The organism is Spirulina sp. LEGE 11439, assembly GCF_059821285.1.
The window spans coordinates 1-13,810 of the sequence record NZ_JCAMRX010000090.1 but is presented as its reverse complement, the minus strand read 5'-3'; the positions used below and the strand labels follow the sequence as shown (position 1 = coordinate 13,810).

9 protein-coding genes and 2 pseudogenes are annotated in these 13,810 nt (G+C 42.7%); 8 read left to right on the top strand and 3 right to left on the bottom strand.

Annotated elements, in window-relative coordinates:
• The 8 genes and pseudogenes from AC6RV6_RS29285 to AC6RV6_RS29250 all read left to right on the top strand — a co-directional run.
• Positions 1–290 (top strand): GUN4 domain-containing protein (locus tag AC6RV6_RS29285; RefSeq protein ID WP_500244406.1); only part of this gene is annotated, 290 nt, incomplete at its 5' end.
• A gap of 168 nt (positions 291–458) precedes the next feature.
• Positions 459–1,613, top strand: coding sequence for an ACR3 family arsenite efflux transporter (gene arsB, locus AC6RV6_RS29280; protein WP_500244405.1), 1,155 nt, complete (start codon positions 459–461; stop codon positions 1,611–1,613).
• A 48-nt stretch (positions 1,614–1,661) separates the two neighbouring features.
• Entirely contained in the window at positions 1,662–2,060 is a 399-nt protein-coding gene (arsC, locus tag AC6RV6_RS29275; protein WP_500244404.1) for an arsenate reductase, glutathione/glutaredoxin type, read from the top strand.
• A 190-nt stretch (positions 2,061–2,250) separates the two neighbouring features.
• On the top strand, positions 2,251–2,970 hold the full coding sequence (locus tag AC6RV6_RS29270; RefSeq protein ID WP_500244403.1) for a Uma2 family endonuclease: 720 nt from the start codon (positions 2,251–2,253) through the stop codon (positions 2,968–2,970).
• A gap of 134 nt (positions 2,971–3,104) precedes the next feature.
• Positions 3,105–3,458: a hypothetical protein gene (locus AC6RV6_RS29265; RefSeq protein WP_500244402.1), complete on the top strand. Its 354-nt coding sequence runs from the start codon at positions 3,105–3,107 to the stop codon at positions 3,456–3,458.
• Positions 3,440–5,887, top strand: a pseudogene (locus AC6RV6_RS29260) (CHAT domain-containing protein); the annotation flags it as partial. The gene AC6RV6_RS29265 and the pseudogene AC6RV6_RS29260, both read left to right, overlap by 19 nt.
• A gap of 93 nt (positions 5,888–5,980) precedes the next feature.
• Positions 5,981–6,835 (top strand): annotated as a pseudogene (locus AC6RV6_RS29255) (formylglycine-generating enzyme family protein); the annotation flags it as partial.
• A 634-nt stretch (positions 6,836–7,469) separates the two neighbouring features.
• Positions 7,470–8,105, top strand: coding sequence for a Uma2 family endonuclease (locus AC6RV6_RS29250; RefSeq protein ID WP_500244401.1), 636 nt, complete (start codon positions 7,470–7,472; stop codon positions 8,103–8,105).
• A gap of 8 nt (positions 8,106–8,113) precedes the next feature.
• On the opposite strand, the gene AC6RV6_RS29245 is transcribed toward AC6RV6_RS29250, so the two are convergent.
• The 3 genes from AC6RV6_RS29245 to AC6RV6_RS29235 form a co-directional block, all read right to left on the bottom strand.
• Entirely contained in the window at positions 8,114–9,409 is a 1,296-nt protein-coding gene (locus tag AC6RV6_RS29245) for an ATP-dependent DNA helicase (protein WP_500244400.1), read from the bottom strand.
• Position 9,410: 1 nt separating this feature from the next.
• Entirely contained in the window at positions 9,411–12,419 is a 3,009-nt protein-coding gene (locus tag AC6RV6_RS29240; protein ID WP_500244399.1) for a CHAT domain-containing protein, read from the bottom strand.
• Positions 12,420–12,634: 215 nt separating this feature from the next.
• The gene (locus AC6RV6_RS29235; RefSeq protein WP_500244398.1) at positions 12,635–13,744 is read right to left on the bottom strand and encodes a zinc finger Ran-binding domain-containing protein; all 1,110 of its coding nucleotides are present in this window, start codon (positions 13,742–13,744) and stop codon (positions 12,635–12,637) included.
• Between the last annotated feature and the right edge of the window lie 66 nt (positions 13,745–13,810).

Below are 13,810 nucleotides of genomic sequence, written 5' to 3'. Positions count from 1 at the left end.
ACTATTTTTTTCTTCCCTCATATTGTACCTCATATGTTCAAGAAACGCTATATCTGGGTTTAGGAGGAAACCGCTTTATTAATTCACAAATTTGGCATCAGTTTGGGGCAAAAATAGGCTGGTACCGGGGCAATGCGTGGTTGCGCTATGACGAACTCGATTTTAGTCTCAATGCACCTGCGGGACATCTTCCTATTTTAGGAGATGGGTTAGTTTGGTTTGTTGGCGGTTGGGAAGGAGGAAGTCAAGCATTTTCAGCACTGATCTCTAGGCTTACAAAATGCTATTAACAATTCATTAAATATAATTAATTTTATGTCAGAGTATTTAGTAGAATATCAGCGTTTTACTTCGATCCTTCCTGCCCAACAATGTCAATAATTTCGGTTATTTTGCAATCCGTCAACTTTTTTAATGTATGATATATCAAGAAAATTTGATGGATTGAGAGGCGATCAATGAGCAATTCAAGTCGGGACATAAATCCCAAAGCTGTTAAAGCTGGAGGAAATCTCAACTTCTTTGAAAGATGCCTCACACTTTGGGTCTTTTTATGTATTTTAGTAGGAATTGGCTTGGGACGTTTATTTCCGTGGATCGCACAGAAGTTAGATGACATGAGTGTTTATAATGTCTCTATTCCCATTGCAATCTGTTTATTTTTCATGATGTACCCCATCATGGTTAAAATTGATTTTTCTCAGGCAATGAAAGCCGCAAAAACGCCTAAACCTGTTGTTCTGACTTTGGCTGTCAATTGGCTCATTAAGCCCTTTACAATGGTTGTTTTTGCTCAATTCTTTTTAGGATGGTTATTTGCTCCTCTTTTAAGCTCAACAGAAATTATTCGTGGGGTAGAAATTACGCTAGGAAATTCTTATATTGCTGGGGCAATTTTATTGGGAATTGCTCCTTGTACAGCGATGGTTTTGATGTGGGGATATTTATCTTATAGTAATCAAGGTCATACCTTAGTTATGGTCGCAGTAAATTCCCTCGCCATGTTATTTTTATATGCTCCTTTGGGGAAGTGGCTGCTATCTGCCAATAATTTAATTGTTCCTTGGCAAACGATTGTTTTGTCGGTATTAATTTATGTGGGTTTACCTTTAGCTGCGGGAATGTATAGCCGTTATTGGATTTTACGATATAAGGGCAGGCAATGGTTTGAAAATATCTTTTTGAAGTCACTTTCTCCTGTTGCTGTAAGTGCCTTGTTAATTACTTTGGTGTTGTTATTTGCTTTTAAGGGAGAGTTGATTGTTAATAATCCTTTGCATATCGTTCTCATTGCGATTCCATTATTTTTACAAACTAACTTTATTTTTCTCATTACCTATGTTGCAGGTCTAAAACTCAAATTATCCTATGAAGATGCGGCACCGGCTGCTTTAATTGGTGCGAGCAATCATTTTGAGGTTGCGATCGCAACAGCCGTAATATTATTTGGTTTAAATTCTGGTGCAGCATTGGCAACGGTTGTGGGCGTACTAATTGAAGTTCCCGTGATGTTAATGCTGGTAGAATTTTGCAAGCGAACTGCTTTTTGGTTTCATCGAGAACCAGAAAAGGCAACTTTACTCGATCCCCGTTGTATGAGTTCTTGGCGCTAGGTTATTCGGCATTTAAACTTATTTAGAAATAAATTTTGGAGAAAAATTGTGAAAAAAATCATGTTTGTCTGCAAGAAAAATTCCTCTCGTTCTCAAATGGCTGAAGGTTTTGCCAAACAGTTAGGGAGAGGAGAAATTGAGGTTATTAGTTCTGGTTTAGAAGCGAGTGCAGTGAATTCGTATGCTATTAAAGCGATGTCGGATATCGGTATTGATATTAGTTGTCATACTTCTAATGCGCTGAGTGAGTTTAAACCGGAAGATTTTGATGTTGTTATTTCGTTGTGCGGTTGTGGGGTAAATTTACCTTCGGAATGGTTAACTCGCGAGATATTTGAAGATTGGCAATTGGACGATCCCGCAGAACAACCAGAGATATTTCCGAGGGTGCGAGGAGAGGTGAAAGAGCGGGTCGAAAAATTAATTATTAAGATGCTAGGAGAATGATAAGATTTCTCAGTTTTAAAATTCTCTTTTTGTATCGAGATCCGATAGAGATTGAACATCTCTTCTTACTTGGTTGGATAAGCTGTATAGCCTACGGCATGGCTGCACTAACGCGAATCGTGCTTGATGGCAAGAAACTGGCAAGATGCCAGTTCCACGAATTACCGATTTATTTCCTTAATTTCTATAAATGGATTGGGAAATATTGCGATCGCATTTTCTTTTGTACTACAATGAGAGAATCTTTATCGATAATCGCGTTATGGTTGTTTCTCCTGTTGCTTTTCCCATGCGATCGCTCGATCTTTCTCCCGGTAGTCATCTTATTTTTAAAGGTGTATCTTGGGAAGAATATGAGGCTCTGTTAGAAGAATTAGCAAGCGATCGCCGCATTCCCCGCATTAACTACAGTAACGGAAGTTTGGAACTCATGGCACCTTTACCCGTGCATGCACGTCCTCATCGGATTATCGGTTATATTGTCGCTGCAATTTTAGACGTTCAAGAGCGAGATTGGGAGGATTTTGGTTCGACAACCTTTAAGAAAATAAAACAGGCTGGACTCGAACCCGATACTTGTTTTTATATTAAGAATGCTGAGACTGTGCGATCGCTGCAACGTATCGATCTAGAGACCGATCCTCCTCCAGATTTAGCCATTGAAAGCGATCTGACTTCTAAAACTACATTGGCTGCTTATGAAGCGATCGCTGTCCCGGAACTTTGGGTTTTTAGCGATCGCCGATTGAAAATCTATGTGTTAGAAACAAATGGCTATCAAGAATCAAATTTTAGTTTAATATTTCCAGATTTTAATGTTACTGAACTCATTCCTCGTTTGGTTGAGGAAGCATTTAGACAAGGGACTCGCAATATGTTGCGATCGCTGCGCCAAGATTTATCCCGATAACATAGTTCATTGAAGAAGAGTAGAGAGGGAATACAACTGAGTGGCGCGATCGCGAAGATAGTGATAGCTTGGAGAAGTTAATATCCCACAATCCCCCTCTTTCTCGCTAAGCTCAACATCAATAAAAAACTTAAATGAGTAAAATTTCTCTTTGCAGCATTGTTATTTCCTCGCACCTTCCTACAGAGGAAATAGACGCTTTAGAAACATCTTTGCGAATGAGTTCGATACAAGTGCAGAAACCTCCCAGTCGTATTATTGGTGCGGATGATATCGTTTTTATCGCGGCGATCCTCGGAGGAATGGCATCAGCAGCGACTTTGATCGACTATAGTGTTAAAGTTGCTAAAGTTATTAATAATTGGCGGCGGAAACTGCGAGAAAGAGGACAAGAACCCATAGGCAGGTTAGAACATCCCGATCGCCCCGATCTCGATTTGAATGCGGCTAGTGATGAAGAGGTGGAGGAGTGGTTCAATCAGTTATAGTCCGTCCTGCGATCGCACAAAGAAACGATCCTCCCGATCCTCCTGTTCTCCCTGAAGAAATCGATCGCAAATCTAATGTCAAAAATCAGATTCTCATTCTTGTCTCTTCTCCGCTAGTCGATGAAAATTTGCAACCTGTAGAAGAAACTCTAGCAATTCAACAAGAAATAGAGAATATTGTTGATGTTTTAAGGGATCTACCTAGCAAAATTGAGATAGAGATCGTTGTTAAAATAGCCACAACTGCATCGATGATGGAGGCTTTTAACAATTGGTTTAAGCCTCTCATCGTTCATTTTATCGGGCATGGAATGAAGGACGATGAGGGGATATCGTTGATATTAGAAGATCGAGTCGGGAAGGCGCGATCTTTTTCGATTGAAGAGTTACGCAATTTGCTCCGAAATTTAAGAAATCCCCCCTGTCAAGTTGCTTTTTTAAATGCCTGTCATTCTCAAGGAATGGCGAGAGAACTCCTCGATGCTGGTGTACCTCATGTCGTTGCCATTAATGCAGAAGATCCCATCCTCGATACAGCATCTCGATGTTTTGCCAGAGTCTTTTATGCCGCTCTTTTTAATAGCGATCGCGTGCAAGAGTCCTACGAATGGGGACAAAATGCCGTGATGGTTAATGACGAACTGAAAAGGCTGGCTCAAATCTGGCGACCCGGAATTAATATCAAAGAAGCAATTAAATTTCGCCTTTTACCGGAAAATAATGCAGTTCATCAAAACATTTTACAGTTTCAATCTCGCACGCCAGGAAATATTATTGCTCCCCATTGGGACAAAACCAATATTGATAGTTATGACTCTACATTTATCGGTCGGAAAATCGAGATTCACGAGATAGCTGTTGCCCTCAATGATGACGATCGACCTCGCTGTATTGCCCTTCATGGTATGGGAGGAATGGGAAAAACAGCTTTAGCGATCGCCTCTGCACGATGGCAGCACGAACGACGGCGCTGGTATGATGGAGTCTGGTTTATTGACTTGCGAAATGTCGATTCAGCCGATGCAGCAAGGATTAAGATAATAGATGCTTTGTCTTTGAAAATCAATGCGACAGAGAGAGGAAGAAGGTCTAATAATGGCATGAAAGAGGCACTGAGAGACTTGAATTTGCTGCTGCTTTTAGATGATGTGGATATTTTATTGGCACAAGAAACGCAAGATTTTATTGATTTGATCGACGCTTTACTATCTTGCCGACGGCTGCGATTATTGATAACTTCTCGTTTAGAATTACCGGGGGAATTGTTTTATCAATCTAAAGAAGTACAAACAATTGAGCCGCGCATTGCTCAGCAAATTTTTCGCAAATATGCTCCATCTGAAGAGCAATGGAATTTAGATGATAATTCAAAAGAAGATTGGGAAAACTTAATGCAGTTCTTAGATGGTTATCCCTTAGCGATTCGGATAGCCGCAGTGTATATGAAACAAAGAAAATGCAGTCTACATAAATTATGGCAAGGCTTAGAAGAAGAGTATCGTAAAATTTTAAGTTCGCCTCTCTATCAAAAAAATAAGAGAAATAGCCTCGATACGACTCTCAATCTTTCTTACGAAATTCTCCCTCCCGGTGCAAAAGAAATGTTTCCTCAACTGGCTCTATTTCCGGGAGGAATAACCGAAGAAGCTGCCGAGTTTATTTTTGGGAAAGATGGGATAGAATCGCTGGAATTTCTCTTACTTTACTCAATGGCGGAGAAGAAAACGATTACTTCTCCTTGGCGTTTGCCAGAACCTGCCCGCCGTTATGCGGAAAAGAAACAACTACCAAATGCGATGGAAGAATTCGCACCGAAGGCATTAGAATATTATCATCGCTTCGTGAATCAATTAAATGATTTGTTGATTGAAAACAAGATATTCGAACAAGGTTTACAGCAACAAATTTTTGCCGAACAATCCAATCTCAAGCATTTTCTCTATTGGGGCTACGAAGCAGAAAAAAGGAAAGATAGGATTTGTCGTAGTGCTAGAATTACCGCTTCGTTAGCTAAAAATTGGCAGTGGGTCATCCCCGGTGCGAATTCTCTCTACGATCTTGAAAGTGCCTTTCAAGCGGCAAAACGCAATCACGATAAGTTAGGAGAAGCAAGGTTATCTGAGGCAAAGGGAGATATTCTGCGATCGCGACAACAAGAAAATATTGCTCGAGAAAGTTACAATCAAGCAATCGAACTTTATAGCGAGATCTCTGAAAATTTATCATCTCTTTTGGAAAAAGCCAAAATTCAGAAAAAGATCGGGAATATTTGGGAAAAATATCCCGATACAGAGAAGGCATTAAAAAGCTATTTAACAGCAATTAATTTGTATGACTCGGATGGGGAAATCTTAGAAGTCGCTCATATCCGAATAATGATAGGAGATTTACTGCGATCGCAACAACGGTTTGAAGAAGCCTCGGACAGTTATCAAGAAGCTCTCGAAATTTATCAATTACAGGGCGATCGGGCTGGAATGATTAAAGCTGAAAATCGTTTGAGAAGCGTTCAAATAGGAAAGTTAATGACTTTTGAATTTGAAGTCATTACTGTTAACAGTCGTGGTGAGATCGTTAACTGCGAAGAGAAAACCGCCCGATATTTCAGTGAAGACTTGGGTAATGGAATTGTTCTCGATATGGTTGATATTCCGGGGGGTTCGTTCAAAATGGGGGCAGCAGAGAACGAAAAAGGTGCATTTGAATGGGAATATCCTCAACATGAGGTAACGGTTTCGTCCTTTTTCATGGGGAAATATCCCATTACTCAAGCACAATGGAGCGCGATCGCTTCGCGCACAGATTTAAAAGTAGAGCGAGATTTGAATCCCAATCCTTCCCGTTTTCAAGGCTTTGAAGATAGCGATCGCAGACCTGTAGAAAGAGTCAGTTGGGATGATGCGGTGGAATTTTGCCAGCGACTTTCCAAGCTGACAGGAGGAGAATACAGGCTACCCAGCGAGGCAGAGTGGGAATATGCCTGTCGCGGCATGAAAGATACTCCTTTCCACTTTGGTGAAACGATAACGGGAGATTTAGCGAACTATAATGCCAATTACACCTACGCTAACGAACCTCAAGGACAATATCGAAAAGCAACCACTCCCGTCGGACAATTTCCACCCAATGCTTTCGGCTTATACGATCTGCACGGTAATGTTTGGGAGTGGTGCGAGGATAATTGGCATAGCAGTTATAAAGAAGCGCCGACAGATGGTAATGCTTGGATCGAGAGTGACAATGATATTATAAAAGTAATACGGGGCGGTTCTTGGAGCATTAATCCGGGGGTTTGCCGTTCCGCGTGTCGCTACAACGGCACTCGCGCGGTTCGTAACAACGATGTCGGTTTTCGGATTGTGCGCGTGCAGCCGTAGACTCTTGGGGATAACATCTCTGATGAAGAAGCAACAGAACTAAAAGCTGAGTTTGAAACAGAAGATTTAGCTTTTGTAGAAACCATTCTTTCTGACTATCTTTCTGACTATCTTCCTTGATGGGAGTTAAGGAAATAAATCGGTAATTAGATTATTCTTCTTATTGTCGATCCGCCAGGGATTGAAAATCCCTGTCTCATACAAAAAATCCATTGAAATGGATTGGGGAATTACTGCGATCGCATGATTACCGAAATAAATATCTAATCTTCATAAATGGATTGCGATACGGCTAAAGCCACGCTATTCGTAACGCAAAGGTTATGCCAACGCGATCGCGAAATTTTACCTAAAATTGATAGATTCAGTCCTCTTGAGAGGACTTTTTATATGAGACGGGGATTTTTAATCCTCGGCGGATCGGAACTGAGAGAGTTATTGTAATTACCGAAATAATTTTTGAACTGCCATCAGCAAGAGGATAAATATTAATGCGAGGAAATATTGATTTAGCCGAGATGACGATTCGAGGCGATCTCCAACTTTTATGCTTGACACCTAACAATCTTTCAATTGCGATCGCAACAGAAAACAATCTGATATAATTTAAGCGAGTCTATTCTAGAGAAGTGCAATGACTGCAACTTTACCAATTCCAACAACAGAAATAGAAATCATCCATCTTTCGGGAATTAGTTGGAAAACTTACGAAAATCTTCTCGAAGAACTACAAGACCGTCGTTTGCGTTTAACCTACAATTGCGGAAACTTAGAAATCTTGGCTCCCTCACCAGAACACGAGCGATATAAAAAAGCAATGGGTCGCTTTGTCGAGACCCTTGCAGAAGAATTAGAAATCAATATCGATCCCCTTGGATCTACCACTTATAAACGTCCCAAATTAAGCGGAGCAGAACCCGATGAATGCTTTTATATTCACAATATTGCTGCTATTCGCGGTAAACGAAGATTGACACCAGACGATCCACCTCCCGATCTGGTTATTGAAATTGATATTACCAGCAGTTCTCGCGATCGCTTGCAAGTTTATGCCGCTTTAAGAGTCCCTGAAGTTTGGATTTACGATCGCAATTCTTTGAGCCTATACCAATTAGAAAACGAGGAGTATCTCCCGCACTCTCAGAGTCAGTTTTTCCCCAATATTCCCATCGCAGAAATTGGGCAATTTCTCCAACAAGCTGAAACGACTGATTATTTAGAATTAATAAGAATATTTCGCAATTGGGTGAGAACGGTAAGAGAAAGATAGCTTTATAATTACAGCACGAATAAACGCGATCGCGCTCGGGAAAACGCCACGTAACGAGCCTGATGCTGCTCCGGAATGCTCGGGTTGCGAGAAATATCGCGATCGCAGACAAAAGCGTTCTCATAAGTAGAGCCTTGAGATTGATGAGAAGTGATACCATAACAGGGCTTTAAGTTCGCCCATTGATTGCGAAAATCCCAATATTCTCCCCATGCGTTTTTACCCTTGCGTTGTTGTGCTTTTTCGGCTAAATGTGCGAGGTGGCGATCGATTTTGTTACGAGCCCTTGGATCGGGTACTTTAAAGCGATAGATATCCTCCTCGTCTTCCACTCGCAACCGCCAATAGTCGATCCCGTCGGGACTGGTTTGGAAATGAGGAGGATTTACAACTGTCACTTCTGCACAACTGGGAAGCACGATATCTCCATCGAGAGGATCGTGAATGGCTTCTTTAGCAATTAAGCGCTCTCCTTCAAGAAAGGGAGTTTTTGGATCGTAAAGTGCATTTCTAACTTGTGTGTTGATATAGTCTACCTCACGATTCGTCCAAGCGATCGCACGAATATAGTTGGAATTTTGTGCATATTTAGGCGATTGAAAAGCGCGAATTAACTGTGCAAACCACTGCGATCGCTGCAATATCCAAGCCCCTTGTTCCTTATCCGAGGTGTATTGGCTTCTTTGGGGCAAAATGACCTTGCGATCGAATACTTTAGCACGAGCAGCCGTAATAAACGCCATTACCGGATTATCTTGCGCTTGTCGTACCACTTCTGTGAGAGAAAATTGCTGGGGAAGCTCAAAAATTGGCGATCGCGTTTCGTTAATCGGCGGTAACTGCGCCATATCTCCCGTAAAAATAAATTTAGTTCTGTACTTTTGTGATATTTGCTGCAATAAAGCCCACAACGCAGAAGAGACCATCGAGGCTTCATCAACAATCACGAGATCGTATTTGCCAATGCGCGATCGCCGTCCTTCCCTTAAAACGCGCTCTCCTTTTTCTGCTTCTAACTTTAGCCCTAAAAGACGGTGAATCGTTGCATAATTGAGGGATTTGCTGCTATCTCCTCCCGTTTCCTCCAAAACCCCAACCGCTTTATGAGTGGGAGCCGAAGCCGCGATCGCAATTTTGCGATATTTTCTTTGCAAATTCCGAATAAACTCGCGAATAATCGTTGTTTTTCCCGTCCCGGCTCCTCCTTGCAGCAGAAAGAAACGCTCTTGAGAATGATAGAATGCTTGCATCTTCTCGAGGGCGGTCGTTTGACAAGGCGTTAAAATTAAATTGATAGGTTGCATCTCAATCAACTTTTCCCGAAATGACGAATCCTCCCCAATAATAAGGCTGCGAATAAGGGCAATAACTTTCTCCTTGTCTCGCTGCTTTATCTCGTGCCAAATCTCGCGTCATTTTGAGATTTCCCAGACAACCCGAGGGGGCATCTTGTAACTCTTCTAATAAGCGATCGCAAGTTTTAATCAGTTCCTCATAACTTAAATCTCGCAACCACATTTGTGCTTTCTTTAATGCTTCTGCGGGCTTGATTTCCTGCTTGAGTAATTCATAAAAACGGATGATTAACAAACTGGTGGACACCTCAGAAACCTGCCAAAGACTATACACGATATAGGTTGCACCTTTTACCAAAAAACCAACCGCAAAACCCACAAATTCACGAGCGTCGAGTTGAGAGACAATTCCTCGAGTTTCGCAAGCTGACAGGAATATTAAGGAAGCACTGGGATATTCTAACCTAAAAATATCACTCAAGGTTAACTCCTCTTCTCCCAAGACGAGGGCTGAAGTTTGCGGATCGGCTGGATTTTGATAGCTATTTCCGGCAAAATGGAGAATATTCGTAGGCTTTTCTAATGCGGCCAATACTGCTTTTTTCGTAATGTTTGTGCCACTCATCGTCCGATGTTGAAAAAATTGCGCGATCGCATTGACTTCCAAAGCTTGAGCAGAAATAGAATTAGAAACAGTATCGATAGTTAATAAAGGAATTTGGGGCTGAGTTTGGGGTGGGATAGGAGAAGAGTTTTTTAAGCGAAGTCCAAATTTGCCACTGGGAAGATAAGTAATCTGAAAATCTCGCGGGTTAAAAGGCGTGGAAAAGAGAAGGTGTAAAGGCAGTAAATGTAAGGTTTGGTGAGGAATTAAAACCAAGCGATCGACGGTTTCAGAAAAATAAGATAAAATTTTCTCAACTTGTAAGATTTCCTTCAATTCTGATAAAGATTGAAGATGAGTTGCGGGAAACTGTTGCGAGTTAACCACAGAGAGAGAAGTCTTAGTGCAATCGCCGCGTTGCAACCAATTTTCAAAGGCTTCTAAGCGATCGCGATCGGCGGGAAGAATAACGAGGGGTTGGCGATCGCGCAGAATAAACGCCACGATCGCAACCGGACTGATATGCCAATAAATTCCCCCGGTCTTTGCATCGAGTAATTGCTGCATTTGTTGATAGTTGGGCGATGCAATGGGAGTCGTATTGAGAGCATGATTTTGTTGCCAATAGATTGAGAGATTTTTTCGCTCTTCGGCTAATTGTAAAGCAAGCATTTGTTGTTTGCTATCGGACGATCGCGCCAAAGAGTCAATTTTTAAATGATGAAAACTAATAAATTTTTGCGAGAGTCTGAGTTTTTCTCTCGGATTTTTAAGATTGAGTACTAATTGATTGAGAATGATGAGGGCAATATTGATATAATTTTTAACATTTAAGGTATTCCCCAGGGCATGATTGGCCAAAATCAAGGCTTGCATGACTTCTAAATAAGCCTCTTCCAAACTCGAGCGATCTTGCAAGGCATCAAGGGCTTTTTGATAGTTAACGATCGCTTTTTCCCAATCAGATTGAGCATTTTCTGTCCTTGCAGCTTGCTTGGCACAAGCCAATCCTTTGTAATATTGCAAGGTTCCTCGTGCCAAATAATAATCGGGACTATCGGCTTGGAGTTTGCTCAAGCCTTCATTCCAATTATGAATAGCTCCTTCGCAATCTGTCGGAGAGGAGGCATGAAAAACCGTCCAACCGCGATTCGCCCAAATTTGCCAGAATGCCGGGGCAATTTCGAGGGCGCGATCGAATTGCGCGATCGCTTCGTCATAATGTCCGAGTTGGGTGGCGGCCAAACCCCAACCGTTATAGGCCAAAATATAGGCAGGTTGAATGGCAATGGCTTCGCGATAATCCGCGATCGCATCGCGATCGTTGCCTGCGGCTGCATGAGTATTGCCGCGACTGTAATAGGCAATATAAAGATTGGGCTGAATTAAAATCCCTTGCGTGAACTTTTCAATTGCTTCTCTATAACGCCCTAATTCTCGTAAAATATTGCCACAATTATGATAAGCATCGGAATAGTTTGGATCTAAATTTAATGCTTCTTGAAAGTCTGTTAAAGCGGCTTCTAATTCTCCGGTTTTTCCTTTAACAATACCCCGCCCGTTATAAGCAAATTTTAAATCGGGTTGGAGGGCGATGGCGCGATCGAAATCTGTTCGAGCGAGATCTTCTCGCTCCGAATGAGAATAAGCCATAGCGCGACCGTTGAAGCTGATGGCAAAATCTGGTTTAATTTCAATGGCATGACCAAAATCAGCGATCGCCGCGTCGTATTGTTTCAACTCTAAATAAACGCTACCGCGATTAAAATAGATTAAGTGAGATTCCGGGCTAATTTCGACCGCCCGATTGAAATGAGCGATCGCGGCCTCATAGCGTCCTAAGTAATAAAGAGCAACCCCACAACCATTCCTCGCATCGAAAAAGTCTGGCTGTAACTCTAACGCCGTTTCCCACAAAGACACCGCCCCATCTAACTGCCCTTGGCGATATTGTTCGGCTCCATAGTTAAATAAATCGACTGGATTCTCGGAAGAAATGGTCGGCGGGAGAGCAGTTTCAGGCTGAGGGGTTAAAATATTGCGATCGCTTAATTCTAATAACCGCGTCCCGATTTGTTGGGAAACCTCCCCCAGATCGCCGCAGCCGATTTTTCCCAAACGCACCATCTGGCGAGCTATATCGCGATCGATCGCTGCCGGATCTTGGCGCATTAAACTGCGACCGTAACGTTGCAACCACGAACTAAACCACGGATCGTAACGGCGAATTCCCAGTTTTTCAAAAATACGCGCCTGCGGCCAGCCTCGGGCGACTCCATCAAGGATATCTAACCACAGAGACTTGTACTCCTCGTTATTCAGAGGCGGAAGATCTGCGGGATCCTGAAGATCGGAGTCAGGGCCGAGTAAATCCGCCAAGAGGTCTTGCAGCCATCGAAACGGAATTTGAAACATTGTTATTGGTTAGTTGTTGGTTGTTGGTGGGTTGTTTCTCGGTCAACGAGGACAAAATAAAATCATCGCCAAACTCCGATCGCGTTCCCAATTCTACCCCAAATAATTGTACGGCTCGATCGCGATTGTCTGAAGGGAAAATCGCGAATTTTTCGTGGGATGTTGTTGGCCCGACAATTGCGATCGCCTTGACTGGGTTATTTCTGAGGGAGGGTTTATTTCTGTTCTGCTAATTTTACGCCTCCTGCGCGATTGACTTTGAGAACGTGAGATTCGCCGCGATCGAAGGTATTCCAAAGACCGGGGTTGAGTTCGAGGGTATAACTTTTCCCCTTTTCTCCCGTAAAATAGACCTGATATGTTTGCGATCGCCCTCCTTCTCGTTCCCGATTGCCGAGGGTAAATTCCGGCCAGTAGGGTTGTTTTGTTCCTCCTGAAGCCACTTCTACGCGATCGCGCAACCAGCGATCGATATTGTAAGTATATTTTGTGTCGTAAACAGGTTCTTGCCGATACACGGGATCTTCATAAGTTTCTGTTTTTGTCCTTGTTTCATAGACATTCCGCGTGCATTTTTTATCTTCAAAATACCCGTTTCCTAAGTCTCGCTTGCCACAAGTATAAGTTTCCGTGCCAACCTTGACTTTCTCAGAAATTTGGCGAGTTTTGGTTTCATAGCGATCGAGGACTTTTTCATAGCGGCGAATCTCTTCTTGCTGACTTAAAAGACGACCGCCAGAAGGAAGAGACCAATCGGATTCTGTTACCGTTGTTAGCTTTTCAATCGTTACTTTTCGTTCCCAACTCAACCCCGATACCGTTGCCTCGACGGTAATGGGTTGAAAGACAAAGATCGCCAAACCGACCACAACTGAAGCTGCGATCGCGATCGTTCCCAACAACCATCTATAGCCTCGACCTTTTCCTTTTGCCGCACTCATGCTAGAACGAACAATGGAAGTCGGAATCCCAGAAGATGGCTTTCGGGTTGGCGAGGGAACAGTTTGGGCTTGGGAACTACGGGGAATATTTCCCGTATTGTATTCTTTAACCGCTTGCTCGATCTTGCTTTTCGGCGCACCGCATTCCACGCAATTCTCTTCTTTGACTCGGTTACTCCCACCGCAATACTCGCAGATCCAATCCGCCCCCGCCTTTGCGATCGCCAATTGTTCCGCATCGGTTACTGTCGGCGCATCTCCGGGGAGATAAAAGCGAACCCCTTCGGGACGAGGCGCACCGCAATTATTACATTCCCGATAGCGTCCTAAAATTCCTCTCGTTCCACAAGTCGGACAATCCCAACGACCTTCTTGAATGGCCATAATCAATCGCAGATTGACATCCTCTCACCGCTAAACGCTAAGGCGTTCTAGCGGGAGATTCCCAGA